This window comes from Pseudoxanthomonas sp. SGNA-20, assembly GCF_003931635.1.
Classification (GTDB): Bacteria; Pseudomonadota; Gammaproteobacteria; order Xanthomonadales; family Xanthomonadaceae; genus Pseudoxanthomonas.
Map to the genome: position 1 here is coordinate 311494 of NZ_RRYK01000002.1, position 26743 is coordinate 338236.

Annotated in this window: 22 protein-coding genes; 8 read left to right on the forward strand and 14 right to left on the reverse strand. The window is 72.3% G+C overall.

Annotated elements, in window-relative coordinates; all coding sequences use genetic code 11:
• Position 1 precedes the first annotated feature (1 nt).
• Positions 2-628 (reverse strand): DUF47 family protein, encoded by a 627-nt coding sequence (locus tag EIM48_RS06715; protein WP_019398087.1) that lies wholly within the window; start codon positions 626-628, stop codon positions 2-4.
• Between the two features lie 237 nt (positions 629-865).
• Here EIM48_RS06715 and EIM48_RS06720 point away from each other — a divergent pair, with 237 nt between their 5' ends.
• A complete protein-coding gene (locus EIM48_RS06720) occupies positions 866-2176 on the forward strand; it encodes a hemolysin family protein (protein WP_019398088.1) in 1311 nt (436 codons plus the stop codon).
• Positions 2160-2804 (forward strand): exopolysaccharide biosynthesis protein, encoded by a 645-nt coding sequence (locus tag EIM48_RS06725; protein WP_125111336.1) that lies wholly within the window; start codon positions 2160-2162, stop codon positions 2802-2804. Before EIM48_RS06720 ends, EIM48_RS06725 begins: the two co-directional genes overlap by 17 nt.
• A gap of 6 nt (positions 2805-2810) precedes the next feature.
• Here the strand turns inward: EIM48_RS06725 and EIM48_RS06730 are convergent, their stop codons facing one another.
• Complete coding sequence (locus EIM48_RS06730; protein WP_125111337.1) at positions 2811-4931, reverse strand: EAL domain-containing protein; 2121 nt, start codon at positions 4929-4931, stop codon at positions 2811-2813.
• 205 nt (positions 4932-5136) lie between these two features.
• A complete protein-coding gene (locus tag EIM48_RS06735) occupies positions 5137-5937 on the reverse strand; it encodes an RNA methyltransferase (RefSeq protein WP_019398091.1) in 801 nt (266 codons plus the stop codon).
• Between the two features lie 92 nt (positions 5938-6029).
• Between EIM48_RS06735 and EIM48_RS06740 the strand changes: the two genes are divergently transcribed.
• Positions 6030-6854 carry an inositol monophosphatase family protein gene (locus tag EIM48_RS06740; protein ID WP_026010409.1) on the forward strand — a complete coding sequence of 275 codons (825 nt, stop codon included), beginning with the start codon at positions 6030-6032 and terminating at the stop codon, positions 6852-6854.
• Between the two features lie 236 nt (positions 6855-7090).
• On the opposite strand, the gene secF is transcribed toward EIM48_RS06740, so the two are convergent.
• The 5 genes from secF to rlmD all read right to left on the reverse strand — a co-directional run bounded on the left by secF (position 7091) and on the right by rlmD (position 12980).
• A complete protein-coding gene (gene secF, locus EIM48_RS06745; protein ID WP_019398093.1) occupies positions 7091-8053 on the reverse strand; it encodes a protein translocase subunit SecF in 963 nt (320 codons plus the stop codon).
• A gap of 16 nt (positions 8054-8069) precedes the next feature.
• Entirely contained in the window at positions 8070-9914 is a 1845-nt protein-coding gene (gene secD, locus EIM48_RS06750; RefSeq protein ID WP_019398094.1) for a protein translocase subunit SecD, read from the reverse strand.
• Positions 9915-9972: 58 nt separating this feature from the next.
• The gene (gene yajC, locus EIM48_RS06755; protein ID WP_019398095.1) at positions 9973-10308 is read right to left on the reverse strand and encodes a preprotein translocase subunit YajC; all 336 of its coding nucleotides are present in this window, start codon (positions 10306-10308) and stop codon (positions 9973-9975) included.
• A gap of 136 nt (positions 10309-10444) precedes the next feature.
• Complete coding sequence (gene tgt, locus EIM48_RS06760; protein WP_125111338.1) at positions 10445-11563, reverse strand: tRNA guanosine(34) transglycosylase Tgt; 1119 nt, start codon at positions 11561-11563, stop codon at positions 10445-10447.
• A gap of 67 nt (positions 11564-11630) precedes the next feature.
• Complete coding sequence (rlmD, locus tag EIM48_RS06765) at positions 11631-12980, reverse strand: 23S rRNA (uracil(1939)-C(5))-methyltransferase RlmD (RefSeq protein WP_125111339.1); 1350 nt, start codon at positions 12978-12980, stop codon at positions 11631-11633.
• A 123-nt stretch (positions 12981-13103) separates the two neighbouring features.
• Here rlmD and EIM48_RS06770 point away from each other — a divergent pair, with 123 nt between their 5' ends.
• The gene (locus EIM48_RS06770) at positions 13104-13778 is read left to right on the forward strand and encodes a response regulator (protein ID WP_051403641.1); all 675 of its coding nucleotides are present in this window, start codon (positions 13104-13106) and stop codon (positions 13776-13778) included.
• Between the two features lie 51 nt (positions 13779-13829).
• Here the strand turns inward: EIM48_RS06770 and creD are convergent, their stop codons facing one another.
• The 3 genes from creD to creB all read right to left on the reverse strand — a co-directional run bounded on the left by creD (position 13830) and on the right by creB (position 17409).
• Positions 13830-15188 carry a cell envelope integrity protein CreD gene (creD, locus tag EIM48_RS06775; RefSeq protein WP_125111340.1) on the reverse strand — a complete coding sequence of 453 codons (1359 nt, stop codon included), beginning with the start codon at positions 15186-15188 and terminating at the stop codon, positions 13830-13832.
• Positions 15189-15282: 94 nt separating this feature from the next.
• A complete protein-coding gene (creC, locus tag EIM48_RS06780) occupies positions 15283-16722 on the reverse strand; it encodes a two-component system sensor histidine kinase CreC (protein WP_125111341.1) in 1440 nt (479 codons plus the stop codon).
• Positions 16723-17409, reverse strand: coding sequence for a two-component system response regulator CreB (creB, locus tag EIM48_RS06785; RefSeq protein ID WP_125111342.1), 687 nt, complete (start codon positions 17407-17409; stop codon positions 16723-16725).
• A gap of 45 nt (positions 17410-17454) precedes the next feature.
• On the opposite strand from creB, the gene rlmJ reads away from it, so the two are divergent.
• Positions 17455-18315, forward strand: a complete 861-nt coding sequence (gene rlmJ / locus EIM48_RS06790; protein ID WP_125111343.1) for a 23S rRNA (adenine(2030)-N(6))-methyltransferase RlmJ — start codon at positions 17455-17457, stop codon at positions 18313-18315.
• A gap of 6 nt (positions 18316-18321) precedes the next feature.
• On the opposite strand, the gene EIM48_RS06795 is transcribed toward rlmJ, so the two are convergent.
• Positions 18322-19242 (reverse strand): cation diffusion facilitator family transporter, encoded by a 921-nt coding sequence (locus EIM48_RS06795; protein WP_028914735.1) that lies wholly within the window; start codon positions 19240-19242, stop codon positions 18322-18324.
• 84 nt (positions 19243-19326) lie between these two features.
• Between EIM48_RS06795 and EIM48_RS06800 the strand changes: the two genes are divergently transcribed.
• From EIM48_RS06800 to EIM48_RS06810, 3 genes are all read left to right on the forward strand, one after another.
• Positions 19327-19872 (forward strand): GNAT family N-acetyltransferase, encoded by a 546-nt coding sequence (locus tag EIM48_RS06800; RefSeq protein ID WP_026010494.1) that lies wholly within the window; start codon positions 19327-19329, stop codon positions 19870-19872.
• Between the two features lie 71 nt (positions 19873-19943).
• Positions 19944-23444: a transcription-repair coupling factor gene (mfd, locus tag EIM48_RS06805; protein ID WP_028914737.1), complete on the forward strand. Its 3501-nt coding sequence runs from the start codon at positions 19944-19946 to the stop codon at positions 23442-23444.
• A gap of 31 nt (positions 23445-23475) precedes the next feature.
• Positions 23476-24084 (forward strand): HD domain-containing phosphohydrolase, encoded by a 609-nt coding sequence (locus EIM48_RS06810; protein ID WP_037034461.1) that lies wholly within the window; start codon positions 23476-23478, stop codon positions 24082-24084.
• Between the two features lie 10 nt (positions 24085-24094).
• Here the strand turns inward: EIM48_RS06810 and EIM48_RS06815 are convergent, their stop codons facing one another.
• Positions 24095-25663: a phospholipase D family protein gene (locus EIM48_RS06815; RefSeq protein WP_019398470.1), complete on the reverse strand. Its 1569-nt coding sequence runs from the start codon at positions 25661-25663 to the stop codon at positions 24095-24097.
• A gap of 82 nt (positions 25664-25745) precedes the next feature.
• Complete coding sequence (locus EIM48_RS06820) at positions 25746-26684, reverse strand: LysR substrate-binding domain-containing protein (protein ID WP_125111344.1); 939 nt, start codon at positions 26682-26684, stop codon at positions 25746-25748.
• Positions 26685-26743: the final 59 nt, after the last annotated feature.

Genomic DNA, 26743 nt, shown 5'->3' on the forward strand with positions numbered 1-26743 from the left:
GTCAGCTGTTCTTGAGCGTGATCTGGTAGACCACCACGCCGGCCTCGCGGCAACGGTCGATGGCCTTCTCCAGGATCTCGAAGAATTCCTTCAGCAGGAACATCTGCAGGTGGTCCAGGCGCCCGGAGTAGATGTCGCGGTACAGCTCCAGCATCAGCCGGTCGGCCTCGTTCTCGATCGACCGCAGCTTCTCGTTGAGCACGGTCATCTTGTCCAGGTTCATGTGGCGCAGGCCATGGACCATCTCCACCACCACGCCCGCGGCCTGCTCCAGCATCGCCGCGCGCGGCGCGAAGTCGATGTGGGCCAGGTGCTGGGTCGCCAGCGAGTAGCGGTCCGCGAACTTCTCCACCTGCTTGGGGATCTTGTACAGCGCCGAGCCCAGGGCCTCGATGTCCTCGCGCTCCAGCGGGGTCATGAAGCTGTCCACCAGGGCCTGGCTGATCTTCTCCGAGGCGGTGCGCTCGCGCTGGCGGGCCAGCTTGAACGCATCCAGCGCCGGCTGCCGGTCGGCGGCCTTCATCATCTGGTACAGGGCCTTGGTGCTGTCGTGGGCCGCGATGGCCGCCTCGTCCAGCAGGGTGAAGAACTGCTTGCCGGAGCCGAAAATGGTCTGGAGTGAGAACATCGAAGACTGTCCTCCGCCTCGGGACGGGCGGCGATCCGGGAAATTATGACAGCCCGCGCCGGAGCCCGGTACTGCCGCAGCGCAACATGCCCCGGCGGGAGGCTCCCGCGCCTCTGTTATCATCGCCCCGCGCCCCGCGGGCGCAGCCTATGGACGACGACCCTAGCCCGCACTTCCGCCGCGCCCTGACGGCGCTGCACGACCAGCCCTCCCATGCACGCCGCGGGGTCCGCCGCCGTGGCTGAGCTGCTGATCGTTTTCGCCCTGATCCTGCTGAACGGCTTCTTCGCGATGTCGGAGATGTCGGTCATGACCTCGCGCAAGAGCCGCCTGAAGCAGCTGGCCCAGGCCAGCAAGCGCGCGGCGCGCGCCCTGGCGCTGTCGGAGAAGCCGGAGAACTTCCTGTCCACGGTGCAGATCGGGATCACCCTGATCGGCATCCTCACCGGCCTGTTCGGCGGCGAGGCCATCGGCCTGGCCATCGGCGACTGGCTGGACGACGTGTTCCCGGCCCTGGGCCAGTACGCGGCCGGCATCGGCAAGCTGCTGGCGGTGGCCCTGATCACCTACTTCACGCTGATCTTCGGCGAACTGGTGCCCAAGCGCCTGGCGATCACCGCCCCTGAGCGGATCGCCGGGTTCGTGGCCATGCCCATGGGCTGGCTGGCGAAGGCCGCCTTCCCGTTCGTGTGGCTGCTGTCGCAGAGCACCCGCCTGGTGCTGCGCGCCGTCGGCCTGGGCAAGGACCAGGTCAGCACCATCTCCGAGGAGGAGATCCGCATGCTGGTGGCCGAGAGCCACGAGCAGGGCGTGATCGACGCCTACGAGCGCGACATGATGAACCGGGTCATGCGCCTGGGCGACCGCACCGCCGACAGCCTGATGACCCCGCGCAACCGCATCGCATGGCTGGACGCCAACGCGCCGCTGGAGGAGAACCTGGCGGTCATGCGCGAACACCGCTTCTCGCGCTATCCGGTCTACCGCGGCAGCGACGCGGACGTGGCCGGCGTGCTGGAGGTCAAGTCGCTGCTGCACACCGGCGGCGGCATCGAGGGCGGGCTGTTCGACCACCTCAGGGACACGCTGTTCGTGTCAGAGTCCACCCATGCGATGAAGCTGCTGGAGATCTTCCGCGAGGAACAGCAATCGATGGCGCTGGTGGTGGACGAGTACGGCGAGATCCAGGGCCTGGTCACGGTCAACGACCTGATGGGCGCGATCATCGGCCGCCTGCAGGCGGTCGAGCACAACGACGGCGAGGCCCTGGTGGTCGCGCGCGACGACGGCTCGCTGCTGGTCGGCGGCGCCCTGCCCACCGACGACCTGCGCGAGCTGATGGACGGCGCCGCCCTGCCCGACGCCGAGGACGGCGACTACCACACCCTGGCCGGCATGTGCATCGCCCACTTCGGCCGCATCCCGCACGTGGGCGAGCACTTCGACTGGGCCGGCTGGCGCATCGAGGTGGTGGACCTGGACGGCGCCCGCGTGGACAAACTGCTGCTGACCCGCCTGCCGGCGGAGGAAGATGGCCAGCCCGCCTGACCAGGGCGGCACCACCCCGCGCAGCGGGCTTACCCGCGTGCTCGACGCGTTCGCGCACGGCGACCCGGAGGAGCTGCTGAGTCTGGACCGCCTGCTCGGCGGGCTGGGCCGCAGTGCGTTCGGGATGTTCCTGTTCGTGGCCATCCTGCCCGGCTTCATCCCCATCCCCGGCGCCGGCGGGGTCGTCTCCGGACCGCTGGTGATGCTGATCGGGCTGCAGCTGGTAGCCGGCCTGGCGCAGCCATGGCTTCCCCGCTTCGTCGGCCGCCGCGGTCCGCGGCGGCATACCCTCAACCGCTTCCGCGCGCGGATCGCGCCATGGCTGGCGCGGCTGGAGCACCTGGTGCGGCCGCGCCTGCAGGGCCTGGCCGGCAACCGCGCCGCCAACGTCCTGACCGGGCTCCTGCTGCTGGTGCTGGGCCTGCTGCTGGCGCTGCCGATCCCGATGACCAACTACATCTTCGCCGGCCTGCTGCTGCTGTTCGCCCTGGCCCTGCTGGAACGCGACGGCGCCCTGCTGCTGGGCCTGTGGCTGGTCTCGGCCGCCACCATCGCCGGCATGGCCCTGGTCTCGGGCGAGCTGGCGCAGCTGCTGGGCGAATGGATCGGGCGCCTGCGCCGCGCCTGAGCCGGCTCAGGCGTCCCGCGCCGCCAGCCGCGCGGCCAGCTCCTCGGCGCCCAGCGGGTGGCTGAGCCAGTAGCCCTGGACCAGGTCGCAGCCCAGGCCGGCCAGCAGGTCCAGCTGCGCCTGCTTCTCCACGCCCTCGGCCACCACGGTGATGCCCAGCGAGTGGGCCATGGCGACGATCGCGCTGGTCAGGGCCAGGTCGTCCGGGTCGCGCTGCATGTCGGCGATGAAGCTGCGGTCGATCTTGAGCCCGTCCACCGGCACCCGGCGCAGGTGGCTGAGGCCGGAGAAGCCGGTGCCGAAGTCGTCCAGCCAGACCTTCACGCCGGTGGCGTGCAGCCGGGTCAGCAGCGCCCCGGCCTGCAGCTCGTCGCTGATCAGCGCGGTCTCGGTCAGCTCCAGGTGCAGGCACCCGGCCGGCAGCCCGGACTCGGCCAGGCACTGGGCCACGATCCCCGGCAGCTCGCCGTGGCGCAGCTGGCGCGGCGACACGTTGACCGAGACGAACGGCGGCTCGCCGCCGCACTCGCGCGCCCAGCGCGCCGCGTCGATGCAGGCCTGGCGCAGCACGCGCGGGCCGAGCTGGTCGATCAGTCCGCTCTGCTCGGCCACGTCGATGAACGCCGCCGGCGAGATCGTGCCCAGTTCCGGGTGCTGCCAGCGCAGCAGCGCCTCGGCGCCGACGATCCGGCCATCGCTGGTGCGGCCGATCGGCTGGTAGACCACGCTGACCTCGCCGCGCTCCCAGGCGCCGCGCAGTTCCTGCTCCATGTGCGCGCGGCGCTCGACGGCGTGGTCCATGGCCCGGCTGTAGAAGCGGAAGCCGTTCTTGCCGGCGCTCTTGGCCTGGTACATGGCGATGTCGCCGTTCTTCATCAGGCCGCTGGCGCCGGTGGCGTCCTCGGGGAACAGGGTGATGCCGATCGAGGTGCCCAGGAACACCTGGCGGCCCTCGATCTGCAGCGGGTCGCGCAGTTCGGCCACCAGCACCCCGGCCAGGCGGGTGGCCAGCGGCCGCACGTCCTCGCCCTCGACCAGGATCACGAATTCGTCGCCGCCGAAGCGCGCCAGCCGCGCGTCCGGGCCGCCGTGGCGGCGGACCGCCTCGCGGATGCGGGTGGCGAACTGCAGCAGGGCCTCGTCGCCGGCCTCGTGGCCGAGGGTGTCGTTGACCCGCTTGAAGTCGTCGATGTCGGCGAACAGCAGCGCCAGCTGGCGGCCGGAGCCGTGCAGCTGCTCCAGGCGCTGTTCCAGGTCCTCGCGGAAGGCCAGGCGGTTGGTCAGGCCGGTCAGCGGATCGGTATAGGCGATCTGGCGCACGTCGCGGTCGTGGCGTGCCACGCTCTCGCTCATGCGGTTGAACGCGCGCTCCAGCTCGCCCAGTTCGTCGTTGCGGGCACTGGCGCGCACCTGGACGTTGTAGTCGCCGGCCTCGATCCGGCGCGCCGAGGCGGCCAGGTCGCGGATCGGCCGCACCAGCACCCGCTGCACGTACCAGGCCATGCCCAGCACCACGGCCAGCAGCAGGCCCAGCAGCAGCGCCACCCAGGCGTTCTGGCGCCGCGCCAGCTCGTCGGCGCGCTCGCGCAGGCGTTGCAGGTTCTGCTCCTCGAAGCGGTGCGCGACCTCCAGCGCCAGGCCCACCCGGACCTGGCCGATGCGGCGGCCGTCGCGGCGGACCGGCGCGATCGCCTCGAGCACGTCCTCGTCCTGGCGCACCACCACCTCGGCCACCGGCGGGGCCCCGGCCGGCGGCTCGATCACCCGGAACGGCCCCGCGTCGGCGCGCCCGGCTTCCTGCACCACCCGCCCGTGCGCGTCGGCCACCTGCAGGTACCGGACCAGGCCGTCCTGGCGCTGCTCGCGCAGCAGCGCGGCGATCGCCTCGGTGTCGCCCTCCTGCAGCGGCCGGGCCAGGCTGGTGGCCAGCTGCTGCGCCAGGGTACGGGCGCGCGCATGCAGGTGCGCGTCGATCAGCTCGTGGATCGCCGCACGGCTGAGCTCCTCCGACTCCTGGCGCATGGCCTGCTGCCGCTGCAGGACCAGGCCGAGCAGCACCAGGACCACCACCAGCAGCAGCGACATCGAGGCCAGGAACCTGGCCTGCAGGCCCATGCGCAGCTTCATTCGCCCTCCGTGCAGGCCAGCCGGCGCCGGGACGGCGCGGCCTTGGCAGGGCAAGGATCGGCCCGGAGGAAGGCCACCGCAACGGCCATCGCCCGGCCGTACCTCGACGCACCCGGCAGCGCCCGCGGCGCCACCAGGACCGGATTGCGCATGCTCGACAAGCGTGAATCCCCCCTGTGACCGGCAAAGCCTAGCCGAAAGCCGCTCAGGGCGACAGCGGCCCCTTGCCCGCCGCGCCTGCCAGCCGCGCCATGCGCTGGGCATCGGCCAGCACCCCGCGCAGCAGCCGCACCTCGTGCGCGGTCAGGCCGGTGCGCACGAACAGCCGGCGCAGCTTGCGCATGGCCGAATCCGGGGAGCGCCCCTTGTGGAAGTCGATCTCGTCCAGGGTCTGCGCCAGCTGCGCGAAGAAGCCTTCCAGCTGCTCATGGGTGGCCGGCTGCGCGTCCGGCGGCAACGGCTCGGCCGGAGCCGGATCGGCGGCCAGCACCGCCAGCCGCACCTCGTAGGCCAGCACCTGCACCGCCGCGGCCAGGTTGAGCGAGCTGAACGCCGGATCGGACGGGATGTGCACCGAGGCGTGGCACAGCTGCAGCTCCTCGTTGGTCAGGCCGGTGCGCTCGCGCCCGAATACGATCGCCACCGGCCCCTCGGCGGTGGCCTGCAGCGCCCGCTGCGCGGCCGCGTCCGGCTCCAGCTGCTCCAGCTGCACCCGGCGGCTGCGCGCGGTGCAGCCCAGCACCATGCGGCAGTCGGCCACCGCCTCGGCCAGGGTGGCGTATACCGGGGCGCGGTCGAGCACGTCCTCGGCGCCGGCGGAACGGCGGTAGGCGGTGTCGTCCAGCGGCTTTTCCGGGCTGACCAGGACCAGCCTGGACAGGCCCATGGTCTTCATCGCGCGCGCGGCGGCGCCGATGTTGCCCGGGTGCTGGGTGCCGACCAGGACGATGCGGATGGCGCCGGCGGCCCCGGCGGCGGATTGTGGGGCGATGGGGGATTCGGACATGGCGCAGATGGTAAACTGCGCGGCCGGCCTCGCGTGCCGGAACGCTCTTTTAATTCGCCCAACCCCCACAGCCTTTACCGGGAGCCTTCGCCATGCTCAAACCCGCCGTCAACGTCATGGTCAAGGCCGCGCGCCTGGGCGGTAACGTCCTGCTGCGCAACATCAACCGCCTCGACGCCCTGAACGTGGTCCAGAAGCAGCGCATGGACTACGCCAGCGAGGTCGACGCCGAAGCCGAGAAGGTCATCGTGAAGGAGCTGCGCCGTGCCTACCCGGACTACGGCGTGCTGGGCGAGGAAGGCGGCCACCAGCCAGGCCGCCAGTCGCGCTTCCAGTGGGTGATCGACCCGCTGGACGGCACCAGCAACTACCTGCGCGGCTTCCCGCACTACTGCGTGTCCATCGCCCTGGTCGACAACGGCGAGCCGATCGACGCGGTGATCTTCGACCCGCTGCGCAACGAGCTGTTCGCCGCCAGCCGCGGTGCCGGCGCGGTGCTCAACGACAAGAAGATCCGGGTGGCCGAGCGCAAGGACCTGTCCGGGACCGTGATCGGCACCGGCTTCCCGCCGCGCGAGCGCGCCCGCGCCAGCGCCCAGCTCAAGTGCGTGGACGCGCTGCTGGCCCACGCCGAGGACGTGCGCCGCACCGGTTCGGCCGCCCTCGACCTGGCCTACGTGGCCTGCGGCCGCCTGGACGCCTACTTCGAGGCCGGGGTGAAGGCCTGGGACATCGCCGCCGGCGTGCTGCTGGTGCGCGAGGCCGGTGGCCGGGTGTGCGACTTCCGCGGCGGCAACGCCGCGCGCATGGACGAGCGCGGCCCGGACGGCCGCCAGATCATCGCCGGCAACGTGAAGGTCGCCGACGAGCTGCAGAAGCTGGTGGTCAACACCGGCTACGCCGCCGCGTTCAACTGAGATCCGTCTGGAAAAGCCGCCTGCCCTCCGGGGTAGGCGGCTTTTTTCGTGCCTGGTGCCTGCCCGCCCCCTCTGCAACAGGGAGGGGCTGGGGTGGGTGCGGGATGGCAACCGTGCCGCGGGTGCAAACCGTGCCTGGCACCCTGCCCTCTCTCCCCCACACGCGGGGAAGGGTTGGGGAGGCAAAAGAAAAGCCGCCCAGGGGCGGCTTTTCCAATGCTGCAGGCGGCGCCTGCTTACGGACGGCGCGCCAGCTCCGCCTCGTCCCTGGCCTTGGGCAGCAGGTCCTGCTTGGTGACCTTCAGGAAGCCGATGGTCAGCAGCGGGCAGGCCAGGAAGATGGAGGACAGGGTGCCGACCACGGCGCCAATCATCTGGGTCAGGGCCAGGCCCTCCAGCGAGCCGCCGCCGTACAGGTACAGCGCCAGCACCGACAGGAAGAACACCAGCGAGGTGATGATGGTGCGCGACAGGGTCTGGTTGATCGAGCGGTTGAAGATCTCGTGCGGCTCCGCGCGCATGGAGCGGAAGTTCTCGCGCACGCGGTCGAACACCACGATGGTGTCGTTGATCGAGAAGCCCATCACCGACAGCAGGCCGGCCAGCACGGTCAGGTCGAAGTCGCGCCCGCTCCAGGCGAAGTAGCCGGCCACCACCAGCACGTCGAACAGCGTGGTCAGGGTGGCGGAGACCGCGAACTTCCACTCGAAGCGGAAGCCGATGTAGATCAGGAAGCCCACCACCACGAACAGCGCCGCGTACAGGCCGTTCATGGCCAGCTCGCGGCCCACCTGGGGACCGACGAACTCGGTGCGCATCAGCGTGGCCGGGTTTTCCGCGGTGGAGACCGCGGCCAGCACCTCCTGCGCGGTGCGGTTGTTGGCGTCGGTGGTGGTCTGGCCGTCGCGCGGCTGCAGCCGCACCAGCACGTCGGTGCCGCTGCCGAAGCTCTGCACCTGCGCGCCCTCGTAGCCGGCGCCGGCCAGGCGCTCGCGCACCTGGTCGACCGGGGTGGACTGGGCGAAGCGCACCTCGACCACGGTGCCGCCGGTGAAGTCCAGGGCGTAGTTGAAGCCCTTGGCGATGCCGGCCAGGGCGGCCACGAACATCAGCACGGCGGCGACCATCGCCACCCAGCGCATCTTCATGAAGTCGATGCGCGGCTCGTGCGGGATAAAAGTCAGCGGGAAGATCTTCATGTCCGGTTTCCTTCCCTCAGACGGCCAGGGACTTGAGCTTCTTGCGGCGGGCGTACACCAGCACCGCCAGGGAGCGCGACACGGTGATCGCGGTGAACATCGAGGCGAAGATGCCGATCACCATGGTCACGGCGAAGCCCTTCAGCGGGCCGGTTCCGAAGGCGTACAGCGCGATGCCGGCGAGGATGCCGGTGAGGTTGGCGTCGAAGATGGTGCCTGAGGCCTTCTCGTAGCCGTTGGCGATCGCCGCCTTGGGCGGCACGCCGGCGCGCAGCTCCTCGCGGATGCGCTCGTTGATCAGCACGTTGGCGTCCACCGACAGGCCGATCGACAGCGCCAGGCCGGCGAAGCCCGGCAGGGTCATGGTGGCGCCGAACAGCGACATCACCGCGACCACGATCAGCAGGTTGAACAGCAGCGCGATGCCGGTCAGCACGCCGAACATGCGGTAGTACACGGCGAAGAACACCAGGGTGAACAGGAACGCGTACAGCACCGCGGTGACGCCGCGCTCCACGTTCTCCTTGCCCAGGCTGGGGCCGACGATCTTCTCCTCGACGAAGTCCATCGGCGCGGCCAGCGAGCCGGCGCGCAGCAGCTTGGCCAGGTCGTCGGCCTCGGCCTTCTCCAGGCCGGTGGTCTGGAAGTTCTTGCCGAACACGCCGTTGATGTTGGCCACGGAGATCACTTCCTCCTTGACCCGGAAGCTGCGCACTTCCTGGCCGTTGACCATCTTCACCTGCGGGATGCGCTCGGTGTAGACCACCGCCATCGGCTTGCCGACGTTGGCGCTGGTGAACTCGAACATGCGGTCGCCGCCGACGTTGTTGAGGGTCACGCTGACCGCCGGCAGGCCGTTCTGGTCGACCGTGCTCTGCGCGGCCACCATCTGGTCGCCGGTCACGATCACGCGCTTGCTCAGCAGCACCGGCGAACCGTCGCGGCGGTAGTAGACCTTGGCTTCCGGCGGCACCCGGCCGGTGCGCACCGCGTCGATCGCGCTGCCCTCGACCACCGCGCGGTACTCCAGGGTCGCGGTGGCGCCGATCATGCGCTTGGCCTCGGCGGTGTCCTGCACGCCGGGCAGCTGCACCACGATGCGCTCCTCGCCCTGGCGCTGGATGATCGGCTCGGCCACGCCCAGTTCGTTGACGCGGTTGCGCAGGGTGGTGATGTTCTGCTCGATCGCCGAGCCGGCGATCTGCTGCAGCTCGGTTTCCGGGATCCGCACCAGCAGGCGGTTGCCGCCCTGCACCTCGACCGACATCGCCGGCAGCGCCTGCGCCAGCACGGTGCGGGCCTGGGCCGGGTCGGCGCCGCTGGCCAGGGCCACGGCGATGGTGTTGTCGGGGCGGCGGTCGACCGCGGTGTAGCGGATGCGGCGGTCGCGCAGGGTCACCCGCACGTCCTCGGTGTAGGCGTCCAGGCGCTTGTCCAGCGCCGCCTTCTGGTCGACCTGCAGCACGAAGTGCACGCCGCCCTGCAGGTCCAGGCCCAGCACCATCGGCTTGGCGCCGATGCGCTCCAGCCAGTCCGGCACGTTGGAGGCCAGGTTCAGGGCGACGGTGTAGTTCTCGCCCAGGCTGCCGCGCAGTGCGTCGGCGGCCAGGGTCTGCGCCTCGGCGTCGTCCAGGCGCACCAGCAGGTTGTCGCCCTCGACCGCGACCGACTTGGGCGTCACGCCGGCGGACGACAGCGCGCCGGCGACGCGCTCGGACAGCGCCTGGTCCAGGGCGGCGCCGCGGTTGCCGGTGATCTGCACGGCGTAGTCGCTCTGGTACACATTGGGCAGCGCGTACAGCACGCTGAGCGCCAGCACGGCCAGGATGACCAGGTATTTCCAGCGGGGAAACTCGAGCATTGCGGGACCCCGCGCGGCCCCGCCCCGCGGGACCACGCTCAGTGGTGGAACGGACGGATCAGGCGGACTTCAGGGTGCCCTTGGGCAGCACGTTGCCGATGGCGGCCTTCTGCACGCGGATGCGGACGTTGTCGGCGATCTCGACGGTGACGAAGTTCTCCCCGATCTCGGTGACCACGCCGGCGATGCCGCTGTTGGTCAGCACCTCGTCGCCGCGCTGCAGCTTGCCGAGCATGGCCTGGTGCTCCTTCTGCCGCTTCATCTGCGGGCGGATCATCAGGAAGTACATGATCGCGATCAGGATGATCGGGAACAGCAGCATGCCGAAGCCGCCCTGCGGCGCGGGGGCCGCGGCGATGATGGCGGTCGGGCTGAGGGTGGCGAGAAGGCTCATCGGTGGTTCCTGTCAAGGCTGAAAATAGCCGTGGATTATGCCATAGGGGCGGCCCGCCCCCATTGCAACCGTAGCTGGGACCTTTTCCCCCGGCGCCCGGTTCCCGCCGCCCTGCCCCGCCGGCGCAGGCGCCGGCTCAGCCGGCGCCGCGGGCGGCGTAGAACCCGCGGCGGAAGGCCTCGAACCGGCCCTGCTCGATCGCCGCGCGCATGTCCGCCATCAGCTTCTGGTAGTACCAGAGGTTGTGCAGGGTGCCCAGGATCGGCCCCAGCATCTCGTTGCAGCGGTCCAGGTGGCGCAGGTAGGCGCGGCTGTAGCCGCCGCTGCAGGCCACGCAGCCGCAGCCCGGCTCGATCGGGTCCATGTCCCGCTCGTAGCGGGCGTTGCGGATGCGGACCGTGCCGTAGGAGGTGAAATAGTGTCCGTTGCGCGCGTTGCGGGTGGGCATCACGCAGTCGAACATGTCCACGCCGCGGGCCACGCCCTCGACCAGGTCCTCCGGGCGGCCCACGCCCATCAGGTAGCGCGGGCGGTCGGCCGGCAGGCGCGGATGCAGGTGCTCGAGCATGGCGTTGCGCTCGGCCTCCGGCTCGCCCACGGCCAGGCCGCCGATGGCGTAGCCGTCGAAACCGATGGCCTGCAACCCATCCAGCGAGCGGCTGCGCAGGTCGTGGTAGACGCTGCCCTGGACGATGCCGAACAGGGCGGCGTCGTTGCCCAGCCCGTCGTGGGCATCGCGCGAGCGCCGCGCCCAGCGCAGGCTCAGCTCCATCGAGCGCCGGGCCACGTCCTCGCTGGCCGGGTACGGGGTGCACTCGTCGAAGATCATGACGATGTCCGAGTCGAGCACCTTCTGGATCTTCATGCTCTCCTCCGGCCCCAGGAACACCCGGGCGCCATCGGTCGGCGAGGCGAAGGTCACGCCCTGTTCGGTGATCTTGCGGCGGTGCGCCAGGGAGAACACCTGGAAGCCGCCGGAGTCGGTCAGGATCGGCCCGTCCCAGCGCGCGAAGCCGTGCAGCCCGCCGTGGTCGGCGATCACGTCCAGGCCCGGGCGCAGGTACAGGTGGAAGGTGTTGCCGAGGATGATCTGCGCGCCCAGGTCGCGGATCTGCCCCGGCAGCACGCCCTTGACCGAGCCATAGGTGCCCACTGGCATGAACGCCGGCGTCTCCACCGTGCCGCGCGGGAAGGTCAGGCGGCCGCGGCGGGCGGCGCCATCGGTGGTCTGGAGCTGGAACTGCAGTCGGGACATGGGCTCGGGGCGGCAAACGGGCCGCGTATTGTCGCCGATCGCGGGCGCCGGCGCGGGCCGGCGGCGGTCAGCGCTGGAACAGGGCGATGCTCTCCACGTGCGCGGTGTGCGGGAACATGTCCATCACCCCGGCCGAGACCAGCCTGTAGCCGCGCTCGTTGACCAGGAAGCCGGCGTCGCGGGCCAGCGAACCGGGATGGCAGCTGACGTAGACGATGCGGTCCATGTCCTGCAGCGGCAGCTGCCTGAGCACTTCCTCGGCGCCGGAGCGCGGCGGGTCCAGCAGCAGGCGGTCGAAGCCCTGGCGCATCCACGGCGTGCCGCGCTGGTCCTGGGTCAGGTCGGCGGCGAAGAACTGGGCGTTGGCCAGGCCGTTGCGCTCGGCATTGGCGCGGGCGCGGGCCACCAGGCCCGGATCGCCCTCCACGCCCACCACTTCGCGCACCTGGCGCGCCAGCGGCAGGGTGAAGTTGCCCAGGCCGCAGAACAGGTCCAGCACCCGGTGCCCGGGCGAGGTGTCCAGCAGTTCCAGGGCGCGGGCGATCATCTGCTCGTTGAGGCGGGCATTGACCTGGATGAAGTCCAGCGGCTGGAACGCCAGCTCCACGTTCCACCGTGGCAGGCGGAAGGCCAGCTCCGGCGCCGGCTCCTCCAGCGGATGCACGCTGTCGATGCCCTTGGGCTGCAGGAAGATGGCGAAACCATGCTCGCGGCCGAACGCGGCCAGCGCGGCGCGATCGGCCTCGCCCAGCGGCACCAGGTGGCGCACGGTCAGGGCGATGGCGTCGTCGCCGGCGATGAACTCGATCTGCGGGATGCTCTCGCGCGCCTGCAGGCCGTCGACCAGGGCCGACAGCGCGGCCACCTTCATCCCGATCTGCGGGATGGTGGTATGGCACTCGCGCAGGTCGGCGACGAAGCGCGGGTCCTGCTCGCGGAAGCCGACCAGGGTCTTGTCCTTCTTGTTGACCCGGCGCACCGAGAACCGGCCCTTGCGCCGGTAGCCCCAGCTGGACGCGGTCAGCGGCGGCAGCACCTCGCCCGGCTGGACCTTGCCGATCCGCTCCAGGTTCTCCAGCAGCACGTGCTGCTTGGCCAGGATCTGCTTGTCCTCGTCCAGGTGCTGCAGCACGCAGCCGCCGCAGGTGCCGAAATGCGGGCAACGCGGCAGCACGCGGTCGGCGGAGGGCTCCAGCACCTGGAGGGTGCGCGCCTCGTCGAAGCGGCGGCTGCGCGCGGTGGGCTCGGCCAGCACCAGCTCGCCGGGCAGCGCGCCGGCGACGAACACGGTCTTGCCGTCCTCGCGGCGGGCGACGCCGCGGCCGTCGTGGCTGAGGTCGAGGATGCGGGTCTGGAACGGGGTACGGTCGAATCGGGCCACGTGGCGGAGGCTTCGGGGTGGCAAGGGGGCGGGCATTATCCCGGAATGCGCCTGCGGCGTGTCCCAAATCTGAACGGATACCCTTGCGGGGCGGCGCCCCTGCGCTAGGATGCACCCAGCCGACAGGGAGTCAGCCACATGGGAGCGCGAGAACCCTCCGTGCCCGCCACCCCGCGGGTCCTGCTGGTCGAGGACGACAGCATCAGCCAGGCCTATTTCCAGGCCGTGCTCGAATCCCTCCCCGCCACCGTGGAACTGGTGGCCACCCAGCAACAGGCACTGGCGCACGGCACCGCCATGCGCCACGACCTCTGGCTCATCGACCTGACCCTGCCCGACGGCTCCGGGATCGAGCTGCTGCGGCAGCTGCAGGCGCACTGGCCGGAGCCGCCGCCGGCGCTGGCCCACACCGCCCATTCCGACCCGGCCGCCCACGCCCCGGCGCTGGAGGCCGGCTTCCGCGAGGTCCTGGTCAAGCCGATGCCCGGCGCCCAGCTATTGCAGGCCGTGCGCGCCGCGCTGGCCACCGCCGGCAGCCTGCCGGACTGGGACAACGCCGCGGCCGCCGCCGCACTCAACCACGACACCGAGAACATCCGGGTGCTACGCCGCATGTTCCTGGACGAGCTGCCGGGCGCGCGCGAAGAGGTGCTGGCCAGCGCCCGCCGCGGCGACATCGGCGCGGTGCGCGCGCGCCTGCACCGGCTGCAGGCCGGCTGCGGCCTGGTCGGCGCGCGCCGCCTGGGCGCGGCGGTCGAGTCGCTGCGCCGCGCCCCGGATTCGCCGCGGGCGCTGGAGCACTTCGACCACGTCGCCCGCGACCTGCTGCGCTGAACGCAGCCGGCCCCGGATGGCCAGGCCACCCGGGGCCGCGCCGGCGCCCCGTCAGCCCAGGCTCGCCGAACGCTCGTACCAGTCGATGCGGCGGGTGACCAGCATCACCAGGGCGAGCACGCCGAACAGCAGCAGCGAGCCCATCAGCAGCGCGTGGTCCTCGGCCGCCAGCAGGCTGTAGAGCATCCCGTACAGCCCGGACAGCAGCCCGGCGAACACGCCGGCGCGCCACCAGCTGCGCAGCACCCCGGACACGTAGGCGAACTGCAGGCCGATGCAGGCCGCGGCGGAGGCCAGGTAGGCCAGACCGAACGCGACGTGCTCGGACAGGGCCAGCAACAGCAGGAAGAACACCGCCAGGGCCAGGCCCACCATCAGGTACTGCAGCGGGTGGATGCGCAGCCCCCGCACCAGCTCCAGCAGGGCGAAGCCGACAAAGGTCAGGACCACGAACAGCACCCCGTACTTGGTGGCGCGGTCCACCCGGGTGTGGGCGTCGACCGGATCGACCAGGGCCACCTCCAGGCTGTCCCAGTCCGCCGGCGCGCCGGGGCGCGACGCGGCCTGGCCAGTCGCCGGATCGGCCACCGCGGCCAGCACCTGGGCGCGCGCCGCGCTGGCCAGCGAGGACACGCTCCAGCTGGCGCTGAATCCCTCCGCGCCGACCTCGCGCTGGCTGGGCAGGAAGCGCCCGCCGAACGAGGGATGCGGCCAGGCCGACCGCAGCCGGACTTCGTTGCTGTCGGCGACCGGCACGATCGCCAGCGAGCGGGTCCCGGCCAGGTCCATCCGCAGCCGCGCGCGCGAGGCCTCCAGTCGGCTCGCATCGGCGGCCGGCGGCACCAGGCGCGCATGCACGCCGTCCAGGCGGCCGCCCAGGTCGGCGGTGCCGGCGCTCAGCCGCGCCGCGGCGCCATCGACCTCCAGTCCCGGGGTGCCGACCAGCCCGCGCACGTCGCCCAGGCCGAATGCCAGGTACGGGGTGCCGTAGCGGCGCCCGTCCACGCGCGGCAGGGCCAGCGGCTCGAACGTCGCCTCCAGCTCGGCCTGCCAGCGGAACACGCGCACGTCGTACAGGCCGACCCGGCGCGCCTCCGGCAGCAGCACGCCGCCGGCGTGCAGCGTGGCCGGCGCCTGCACCAGATAGCCGGAGACCGTCTCCTCGCGCAGTTCCAGGCGGCCGTCGGCGCCGGCGGCATTCACCTGCCGGGTCGCGGTCCAGGGCACTACCCGCAGGGGCCCGGTCAGCCGCTGCGGCCCGGCCATGCCCTCGGCCACCCGCTGGACCGCCGCGGCGCGGTGCGCCTGGCGGTCCTGGACCAGCCCCCGGATCATCGCCAGCGGCACCAGCAGCAACAGCACCAGGGCGCCGACGGTGAGGAATCGCAACAACAGCCTGAATGAAGTCATCGGAATGCTCCGCGGTGGACTGCGGCGCATCCTCGACGGCGTGCGTGGCGGGGCAATGGGGCGTGTTTGAAGCCAGGGTGAAGTCGGCTTGCGGCTAGCCGCGCGGCAGGGCCAGGCCGGCCTCGGCGCCGCCGCCGGCGCGGTTGCCCAGCCAGGCCCTGCCCCCGTGCAGGCGCGCGACCTCGCGCACGAACGGCAGGCCCAGGCCGGAACTGCGCGGCTGGCCATCGGGCCGCGGCAGCGAATAGAAGCGCTCGAACACCCGCTCCAGGGCGTAGTCCGGCACGCCCGGTCCGCGGTCGAGCACGCGCAGCACCGCCTGGCCGCCCTCCTCCGCCAGCGCCAGCACCAGCATGCTGCCGCGCGGAGCGAAGGCCAGGGCGTTGTCCAGCAGGTTGCCCAGCGCCTGGCGCAGCAGGAAGGGATCGCCGGCGACGCGCGGCGGCTGCGCTGGCAGTTCCAGGCACAGGTCCACGCCCGCCGCGGCCAGGCGCGGCTCGCCCGCCGCCGCGACCGCGGCGGCCAGCTCCGCCAGGTCCACCGGCTCGCGCCGCTGCAGCCAGCCATGCTGCTCGACCTCGGCCAGGGCCAGCAGCTTGTCGATGGTCTCGGTCAGCCGCCCCTGCTGCTGCAGGATGTTGCGGGCAAAGCGCTGGCGCTCGGCCTCCGGCAGCGGTTCCTGCAGCAGCTCGGCAGCGCCGCGGATCGCCGCCAGCGGGCTCTTCATCTCGTGGGTCAGCGACTGCACGTACTGCTCCACGTAGGCCTTGCCCTCCAGCTTGCGGCGCATGTCCTCCAGCGCCCGCGCCAGGTCGCCGAGCTCGTCGCGGCCCGGTGGCGGTGGTGCGGCCGGCTCGCCGGCGGCCACCGCGCGCGCATAGCGGGCCAGGCGGCCGATGCGGCGCGACAGCCAGGCGGTGACCAGCACCGCGACCAGCGCCGACAGCCCGACCAGCCATGCCCCCTGGTGCAGCATGCGCCGCTGCCCGGCCTCGATGAACGGCTCCAGGCTGCGGTTCGGGCGGGCCACGGTCAGCACGCCGATCAGCCGTCCCGGATCGTCGGGGTCGTGCACCGGCGCGGCCACGTGCATCACCGTGTGGGCGTGGTCGCCGGGCGCCTCGGGGCTGGAGCGCGCGCCGTACTCGCCGCGCAGGGTGCGGTAGACGTCGTTCCAGCGCGAGTTGTCGCGGCCCAGGTCGCGCCCGCGCGAGTCGTACACGACGATGCCGCGGGCATCGGTCACGGTCACCCGCAGGTCGATGCCGCGCTTGGGCACGTCCCAGATGCGCGCGCCCGGGTCGCGCCTGGCCGCCTCGGCCAGCTGCCGGGCGAAGTCGCCCTCGGCGATGCGCCCGGCCTTGAGGTCGGCGGCGGCCATCACCGCCAGCGCGTTGGCGGTGTCGACCAGGGTGGATTCCATGGCCTGGCGCACGCCGGGCTTGACCTCGCCCACGAACACCTGCAGCACGAAGAACGCGGCCAGGCCCACGATCAGGAAGAAGCCGAGGAACAGGCGCAGGCCCAGGCGCATTCAGGCCTCGATCGCGTAGCCGAGGCCGCGGTGGGTGCGGATCGGGTCCGGCTCCACGCCGGCGGCGCGCAGCTTGGCGCGCAGGGTCTTGACATGGGTGTCCACGGTGCGGTCGCCGCTGGCGGCGGCGCTGTCCCAGGCCCGGTCCATCAGCTGGGCGCGGCTGAGGATGGCGCCGGGACGCTGCAGCAGGGCCTCCAGCAGGGCGTATTCGTAGCGGGTCAGGTCCAGCGGCCGGCCGCGGTAGTGGATGCGGTGCCCGGCGCGGTCCACGGCGAAGTCGCCGCGTTCCAGCCAGGCCGCGTCCGCGCCCGCGGCGGGGTGCCGGCGCAGGCGCGCGCGCACCCGCGCCACCATCTCCCGCGGCGAGAACGGCTTGGCCACGTAGTCGTCGCCGCCCAGTTCCAGGCCCAGCACCCGGTCGATCTCCTCGCCGCGCGCGGTGAGGAAGATCACCGGCACGTCGCTGAACGCGCGCACCTGGCGGCACACGTCGAAGCCGCCGATGTCCGGCAGGCCCACGTCCAGCACCAGCACGTCGACCCCGCCGGCGCGCACCCGCTCCACCGCCTGCCCCCCGAGCAGGCAGTGCTCGGCCTGCAGGCCCTCGCTGCGCAGGGCATAGAGCAGCGTGTCGGCGATCGCCGGTTCGTCGTCGACGATGAGGATCAGCGGCGCGGATGGCATCGGCCAAGCATAGTCGCGCCCCATGGCGGCGGCTATGCTGCGCGCATGAATTACCGCCACGCCTTCCATGCCGGCAACCATGCCGACGTGCTCAAGCACGTCGTCCTGCTGGCGCACCTGGACGCCCTGCTGCGCAAGGACGGTCCGTTCTTCGTGCTCGACACGCATGCCGGCCGCGGCCGCTACCTGCTGCAGGGCGAGGCCGCCGGCCGCACCGGCGAGGCGGCCGGCGGCATCCTCGCCCTGGCCGGGCGCGGCGAAGCGCCGCCGGCGGTCGAGCGCTACCTGCGCGCGGTGGCGGCGATCAACCCGGTCGACGCCCTGCTCGCCTACCCCGGCTCGCCGCTGCTGGCCGCGCAGGCCATGCGCGAACAGGACCGCCTGGCCGCCTGCGAACTGCAGTCGGAGGAAGCAGCGGAACTGAAGGCGCTGTTCGCCCACGACGGGCGCGTGGCGGTGCACGCGCGCGACGGCTACGACGCGGTGCGCGCCCTGCTGCCGCCGCGGGTGGACGGAGTGCGCTACGCGCGCGGACTGGTGCTGGTCGACCCGCCGTACGAGGCCCAGGAAGCCGAATACCCGAAGGTGGTGGCGGCGGTACGCGAGGTCCTGCAGCGCTGGCCGCAGGCGGGCGTGGCGATCTGGTACCCGGTCAAGCAGCGGCGCTCGCTGCAGCCGTTCTTCCGCAAGCTGGCCGGGCTGCCGGCGCGCTCGGTGCTGCTGGCCGAGCTGCTGGTGCGCCCGGACGACTCGCCGCTGCGCCTCAACGGCAGCGGCATGGCGCTCATCAACCCGCCGTGGAAGCTGGACGAGGCCATCGCCCCGGCCCTGCCGTTCCTGCAGCGCCACCTTGGCGAGGCCGGCGCCTCGACCAGGCTGGAGTGGCTCCGGCGCGACGAGGGCTGAGCGCGCTCAGGCGGCCGGGCGGTCCTCGCCCTCCGGTTCGAAGAAGCTCCAGCGCACCACCGGGAACCGCGCCTTGAGCGCGCGCTCGACGGTGTCGATGTCCTCGAGCATGGCCGGGCCATCGTGGGAACGGCGCATGCGCGCATGGGTGGAGACCAGCACGTCGTGGCCCTGCTGCAGGGTGATCACGTGCAGCACCTCGGCGATCTCCGGGCGCGCCGCCAGGAACTCGGCGACCTGCGCCTGCAGGAAGGGATCGACGCTCTGCCCGATCAGCATGGCCTTGACCTCGATCGCCACCAGCACCGCGACCACGATCAGCAGCAGGCCGATGGCGATGGTGCCCAGCGCGTCCCACAGCGGGTTGCCGGTGAGCACCGCCAGGCCAACCGCCACCAGGGCCAGGACCAGGCCGGTCAGCGCCGCCAGGTCCTCGCCGAAGATCACCACGAGTTCGGCCTGGCGGCTCTCGCGGAACCAGCCCCACAGCGAGCGGCCGCCGCGCGCCTTGTCCACCTCGCGCAGGCAGGCGCGCATGGAAATGCCCTCGGCGACGATGGCGAACACCAGCACCCCGGCGGCCCACCACCACTGCTCCAGCGGCTCGGGATGCTGCAGCTTGTGCACGCCCTCGTACACCGAGAACATGCCGCCGACGCTGAACAGCATCACCGCCACCAGGAAGGACCAGAAGTAGATGGCGCGCCCGTAGCCCAGCGGGTACTCCGGGCTCACCGGACGCTTCGACTGGCGCAGCCCCAGCAGCAGCAGGAGCTGGTTGCCGCAGTCGGCGAAGGAGTGCACGGTCTCGGCGAGCATCGCCCCGGAGCCGGTGACGAAGGCGGCCACGCCCTTGGCCAGCGCGATCGCCAGGTTGGCGCCCAGCGCGAAGAAGATCGCGCGCGTGGAATCTCCATTGCCGGCCATGCCTGTCCTCCGTCGCGGGGCCGGCGGAGTCTAGCAAGGCCCCCCGGCTCCCCGCGTGCAGCCCGATGTGGGAATATCGGACCCATGCCACGCAACCGGCTTCCCCCCTGGCACGAGGAATTCGTGCTGCCCAACCGCAGGGCCATCCTGATCCGTCCGATCCGCCCGGAAGACGCCGCGCCGCTGCACGCCGCGTTCGGGCTGCTGGGGCCGGAGGAGATCCGGGTCCGCTTCGCCGGCGGCGAAGGCGGGCTGGACCTGGACGAGGCCGGCCGCCTGGCCCGCCCCGATCCACGCCAGGAGCTGCTGCTGGTCGGCGCCGAGCCCTACCCGCCCGGCGAGGCGATGATCGCCGGGCTCGGCCGCGCGCGCCGGGTGCCCGGCACCCGCCAGGCCGAATGCACGATCCTGCTGGCCCGCTACGTGGCCGGCCTGGGCCTGGGCCGGCACCTGCTGCAGAAGCTGGTGAAGTGGGGCCGCGGCCGCGCCGTTGACCGCCTGTTCGGCGACATTCCCGCAAGCAACGTGCCGATGCTGGAGCTGGCGGAATCGCTGGGCTTCCGCCCGGAGCCGGAGGCGCAAGTCCCGGCCGGGCTGGTGCGGGTGGTGCTGGACCTGGCGCGCCGCTGAGCGCCGCGCGCGGACGCACCCGGTCGGGTGCGCACGGGCCGCCCGCGCCCGCCCGGTACAATGGACGGCTCATGTCGTCGTCGAACCGAGCCGTGTCTCCCATTCCCCCGCTTCCCCGGCGTGGCCAGGCCCGCGCCTGGTGGAACGCGCCGGCCTCGCCCTCCGCGCTGGCCTGGCACCTGGTGCGCGCCGCCCGCGCCCATCCCGGTCCGCTGCTGTTCGTGGCCCGCGACACCCTGTCCGCGCACCAGGTCGAGGCCGACCTGCTGACCCTGCTGGGCGCCGGGGCCGACCTGCCGGTGGTGCCGTTCCCGGACTGGGAGACCCTGCCCTACGACCGTTTCAGCCCGCATCCGGACATCATCAGCCAGCGCCTGGCCGCGCTGCAGCGCCTGCCGCGGCTGGAGCGCGGGATCGTGGTGGTGCCGGTGCAGACCCTGCTGCAGCGGCTGCCGCCGCTGCGCTACATCGCCGGCAGCAGCTTCGACCTGAAGACCGGCCAGCGCCTGGACCTGGACGCGGAGAAGCGCCGGCTGGAATCGGCCGGCTACCGCAACGTGCCGCAGGTGCTGGACCCGGGCGACTTCGCCGTGCGCGGCGGCCTGCTCGACGTTTACCCGATGGGCGCCGAGGCGCCGCTGCGGATCGAGCTGCTGGACGACGAGATCGACTCGATCCGCCGCTTCGACCCGGAGAGCCAGCGCTCGCTGGAGAAGATCGAGGCGGTGCACATGCTGCCCGGGCGCGAGACGCCGATGGACGAGGCCAGCCTGGCGCGGGTGATGGACGCCCTGCGCGAGCGCTTCGACGTCGATACCCGGCGCAGCGCGCTGTACCAGGACCTCAAGGCCGGCATTGCCCCGGCTGGCATCGAGTACTACCTGCCGCTGTTCTTCGCCCCCAGCCGCGATGGTTCCGGATCGACCGCGACGCTGTTCGACTACCTGCCGGTGAGCGTGCTGCCGGTGCTGGCCGACGGCGCCAGCGCCTGCGCCGACGCGTTCTGGCAGCAGGCCGGCAACCGCTACGAGCAGCGCCGGCACGACGTCGAGCACCCGGTGCTGCCGCCGGCCGAGCTGTACCTGCCGCCGGACGCGCTGCGCGAGCAGCTCAACCGCGGCATCCGCATCGAGGTGTGCGGCCCGCAACACACCCACGCCGCCGACGCCGCCGCCCTCGGCGACCAGCCGGCGCCGGCGCTGCCGATCGCCGGGCCCGACCAGCCGCGCGCCGGCGAGGCCCTGCGCAGCTTCCTGTCCAGCTACCCGGGCCGGGTGCTGGTGGCCGCCGACTCGCCCGGCCGCCGCGAGGCCCTGCTGGAAGTGCTGCAGGCCGCCGGGCTGCAGCCGAAGACCGTGGCCGGCTTCCCCGCCTTCCTCGAGGGCGACGAGCGCTTCGCCCTGGCGGTGGCGCCGCTGGAAGACGGCTTCGCCCTGGACGAGCCACGGCTGGTGGTGCTCACCGAGCGACAGCTGTTCCCCGAGCGCGCCACCCAGCCGCGGCGCGCGCGCCGCGCCGGGCGCGAGCCGGAGGCGATCATCCGCGACCTGGGCGAGCTGACCGAGGGCGCGCCCATCGTCCACGAGGACCACGGCGTCGGCCGTTACCGCGGCCTGGTGGCGATGGACATCGGCGGCATGCCCGGCGAGTTCCTGGACATCGAGTACGCCAAGGGCGACCGCCTGTACGTGCCGGTCACCCAGCTGCACCTGGTCAGCCGCTACTCCGGCGCCTCGCCGGAGACCGCGCCGCTGCACTCGCTGGGCGGCGAGCAGTGGACCCGGGCCAAGCGCAAGGCCCAGGAGAAGGTCCGCGACGTGGCCGCCGAGCTGCTGGAGATCCAGGCCCGGCGCAAGGCCCGCGCCGGCCTGGCGCTGGACATCGACCGCGCCATGTACGAGGGCTTCGCCGCCGGCTTCCCGTTCGAGGAGACCCCGGACCAGCACGCGGCGATCGAGGCGGTGCTGCGCGACCTGCAGTCCAGCCAGCCGATGGACCGCGTGGTCTGCGGCGACGTGGGCTTCGGCAAGACCGAGGTCGCGGTGCGCGCGGCCTTCGCCGCGGCCAGCGCCGGGCGCCAGGTGGCGGTGCTGGTGCCCACCACCCTGCTGGCCGAGCAGCACTACCGCAACTTCCGCGACCGCTTCGCCGACTGGCCGCTCAAGGTCGAGGTGCTGTCGCGCTTCAAGAGCAGCAAGGAGATCAAGGCCGAGCTGGAGAAGGTGGCCAGCGGCCAGATCGACGTGATCGTCGGCACCCACCGCCTGCTGCAGCCGGACGTGAAGTTCAAGGACCTGGGCCTGGTCATCGTCGACGAGGAGCAGCGCTTCGGCGTGCGCCAGAAGGAGGCGCTGAAGGCGCTGCGCGCCAACGTGCACCTGCTGACCCTGACCGCGACCCCTATCCCGCGCACGCTCAACATGGCCATGGCCGGCCTGCGCGACCTCAGCATCATCGCCACCCCGCCGCCGAACCGGCTGGCGGTGCAGACCTTCGTCGTGCCCTGGGACGACAACCAGCTGCGCGAGGCGTTCCAGCGCGAGCTGTCGCGCGGCGGCCAGCTGTACTTCCTGCACAACGACGTCGAAAGCATCGGCCGCATGCAGCGCCAGCTGCAGGAACTGGTGCCGGAGGCGCGCATCGGCGTGGCCCACGGGCAGATGCCCGAGCGCGAGCTGGAGCGGGTGATGCTCGACTTCCAGAAGCAGCGCTTCAACGTGCTGCTGGCGACCACGATCATCGAGTCGGGCATCGACATCCCCAACGCCAACACCATCATCATCAACCGCGCCGACCGCTTCGGCCTGGCCCAGCTGCACCAGCTGCGCGGCCGCGTCGGCCGCTCGCACCACCGCGCCTATGCCTACCTGCTGGTGCCGCCGGACCGCCGCGCCATGACCCCGGACGCGGAGAAGCGGCTGGAGGCGATCGCCTCGATGGACGAGCTGGGCGCCGGCTTCACCCTGGCCACCCACGACCTGGAGATCCGCGGCGCTGGCGAGCTGCTGGGCGAGGACCAGAGCGGGCAGATGGCCGAGGTCGGCTTCAGCCTGTACACCGAGCTGCTGGAGCGGGCCGTGCGCAGCATCCGCCAGGGCAAGCTGCCGGACCTGGACGCCGGCGAGGAAACCCGCGGCGCCGAGGTCGTGCTCAACGTGCCGGCGCTGATCCCGGAGGACTACCTGCCGGACGTGCACACCCGCCTGACCCTGTACAAGCGCATTTCCAGCGCCGGCGACGGCGAGGCCCTGCGCGAACTGCAGGTGGAGATGATCGACCGCTTCGGCCTGCTGCCGGACGCGGTCAAGAACATGTTCGCCATCGCCGAGCTGAAGCGGCAGTGCGACGCCCTGGGCATCCGCAAGCTGGAGCTGGGCGAGAACGGCGGCCGCATCGTGTTCGAGGCCAAGCCGAAGGTCGATCCGATGTCGGTGATCCGCATGATCCAGCAGCAGCCGAAGCTGTACGCGATGGACGGCCCGGACAAGCTCAAGGTGCGGCTGCCGCTGCCGGAACCCGCCGACCGCTTCAACGCCGCGCGCGGACTGCTCACCGCCCTTTCCCCCAGCTGAGCGCCCGCCACCGCTCCTCCCCCGCCCCCACATGCCCGACCCCATCCCCGCGCTGGCGCTGCCGCTTGGCCGCGCCAGCGCTTCGCTCCGTGCGCTGGCCCTGGCCCTCGAGCAGCGCGACGCCTACACCGACGGCCACTGCGACCGCGTCTGCCGCCTGGCGGCGCTGCTTGGCCAGCGCTTCGACCTGGACCGCGAGCGCCTGGCCCACCTGGCCCTGGCCGCGCGCTTCCACGACATCGGCAAGATCGGCGTGCGCGACGACGTGCTGCTGTATCCGGGCCGGCTCGACGCGGCGCGGCGGCAACGCATGCGCCTGCATCCGGAACTGGGCGAGCGCCTGTTCCGCGCCACCGAGCGCGACGACGCCGCGCAGGTGGCGCACCTGATCCGCCACCACCACGAGGCCTACGACGGCAGCGGCTATCCGGACGGCCTGGCCGGCGACGCGATCCCGCTGGAGGCGCGGATCCTGGCCGCGGCCGACGGCTACGACGCGATGACGTCCGACCGCCCGTACCGGCCGGCCCTGCCGGCGCGCGCGGCGCTGGAAGCGCTGGCCGCCGAGCGTGGCCGGCGCATCGACCCGGAGGTCTACCGCCAGCTCGAGGCGGTGCTGCGCCGCGATCCGGACGCCTGAGGCGCCGGCCTCAGAGCTGCGATTCCAGCGGCAGCCAGCCGATCACGCGCGCGGCGGCGCGTTGCCAGGCCTTTGCCTCCGGCTCGCGTTCCCAGGTGGCCGGCGGCTGCGCCGCGTCGTCGTGCCAGCGCAGGCGGCCGTCCTCCAGGGCCAGGCGGTAGGCGGTCTGCGCCGAGGTCTTCTTCGCGTACAGCGCCTCCAGCTCGGCCGCCGCGCCGGGATGGTCGAACATCAGCCCCATCTCGGTGTTGAGCTTGATCGAGCGCGGGTCGAGGTTGAACGAGCCGATGAAGCCGTGGCTGCCGTCGACCACGTAGGCCTTGGTGTGCAGGCTGGCGCCGCTGGAGCCGAACAGGCTGGTGTCGACCGCGCCATGCGGCTTGAGCTCATACAGCGCGATCCCGGCGCGCAGCAACGGCACCCGGTAGCCGGCGTAGCCGCCGTGCACCGCCAGCACGTCGTTGGCCGCCAGCGAGTTGGTGAGGATGCTCACCTCCACCCCGCGCCCGCGCATGCCGGAAAGCCACTCCAGGCCGGCGTGGCCCGGGACGAAGTACGGCGAGATCAGCTTCAGCTCGCGGCGCGCGGTGCTCACCCGCGCGACCAGCACCGGGGTCATCCAGTCCGGCCGTTGCGGCGCGCCCTCGGCCTTCTGCGGCGGGTCGGACACCAGCATGGCGTTCTCGGTCCAGTGCACGCTGCCCCGGCCCTGCAGCAGCTCGCTCACCCGCTCGGAGGCGCGCAGGCGCTCCAGGTAGGGGCCGGCGCGATCCGAGCCCAGGCCCGCGTCCAGGCTCGCGCGCACCCTGTCCAGCGCGTCCGGCGCCGGATCGACCAGCGCCGCCAGCGGGATCGCGCTGGCGCTGTTCCAGTAGGCGTCGAACACCTCCTCGGCCTGGCGCGCGGCGCTGCCGACCATGGCCACGTCGGTGTCCATGAAGTTCACGTCGGCGGCGGCGTCGAAGTACTCGTCGCCGATGTTGCGCCCGCCCACCACCGCGATGCGGCCGTCGGCCAGCCAGATCTTGTTGTGCATGCGCCGGTTGAGGCTGACGAAGCGCAGCAGCAGCTCCACGCCGCGCGCCAGCGTGCCCTCGCGGGCCCGGGTCGGGTTGAACAGCCGGACCTCGATCAGGGGGTGGCTGTCCAGCGCCGCCAGCACCGAGTGGCTGCCATGCACGTTCATGTCGTCCAGCAGCAGGCGCACGCGCACCCCGCGGTCGGCCGCGCGCAGCACTTCGTTGTGCAGCATGTTGCCGGTGAAGTCGTCGTGCCAGATGTAGTACTGCAGGTCCAGGCTGCGCCCGGCCGAACGCGCGGTCATCGCGCGCACGGCAAAGGCGTCGAGGTTGTCGCCCAGGATCACCATGCCGGTCTGGCCCGGGCGCGCGTCGGTGAGCGGCACCACCGCGCGGTCGATCGCGGTCTGCGCGTCGGCCAGCGGCAGGGCCATGACCACCTCGCCGCGCGCGCGCTCGGCGAAGCGGCCGTAGGCGTACAGCGACAGCAGCGAGGCCATGGCGAACACGGCCAGGCCGAGCGCGAGCCACTTGAGGACCTTCTTCGCCTTCGCCTTCATCGCGCCCTCGCCGGTGTGGATCGGCGGATTGTAGGCACGGACCCGCGAGGACGCCGCATGCGGGCGCGCCGCCGTGTCCGGCCTACTCGGCCAGCAGCCGATGCAGCGGCGCGGTCGCCTCCTGGCCTGCCTCGTCCTCGATCCAGGCAGCCACCGACGCCACTTCCGGGCGCAACTCGGCCTCGGCCTGCAGCAGCCAGTAGCCATGCCCGGAAGACGCCGGCGCCGGCAGCTGGTCCAGCACCACCAGCCGCCCCTCCTCCAGCAAGGGCCGCACCAGTTCGCGCCGGCCCAGGGCGATGCCCTGCCCGGCCAGCGCGGCCTGGATCACCAGGTCGTACTGGTTGAAGTGCAGGATCGCGCGCGGGCGTGCCTGGCCCCAGCCGATGGAGGCCAGCCAGGGCAGCCACTGGATCCAGGGATAGCCAGGCTTCTCGAACTCCAGCAGGGTCAGCCCGGCCAGCGCTTCCGGGCCCTCCAGCGCGCCCACCCGCAGCGCCGGGCTGGCGACCGGGACCACGGTCTCATGGAACAGCAGGCGCGCCCCGGGCGGCGCGCGTTCGGCGCTGGTGTAGCGGATCGCCAGGTCGACCCCGTCGTTGCGCAGGTCGACCACGCGGTTGTGCGCCGACACCCGCACGTCCACGCCGGGATGCCGGGCCTGGAACCGGCTCAGGCGCGGCAGCAGCCACAGCCCGGTGAAGCCGATGGTGGCGCTGACCGTGACCGGCCGGCTGCGGGCGCGCTCGCGCACCGCGCCCAGCGCGTCCTGCAGCTGCTGCAGGGCGGCGTCGGCGCTGCGGAACAGGCGTTCCCCCTCGGCGGTGAAGGCCAGCGAGCGATGGCCGCGGCGGAACAGCCGGGTCCCCAGCTGCTCCTCCAGCGCCTGCACCTGGCGGCTGACCGCCGACTGGGTCAGGCACAGTTCGCGCGCGGCCTCGGTGATGCTCAGCCGCCGTCCGACGGCGACGAAGCCGCGCAGCAGGTCCAGCGAAGGCAAACGGTGCAGGTCCACTCGCATTCCTCCAGCGCATGCGTGCAGTCCGAAATCTCGTTTGAGCCGGACGCTCCGACCACGGT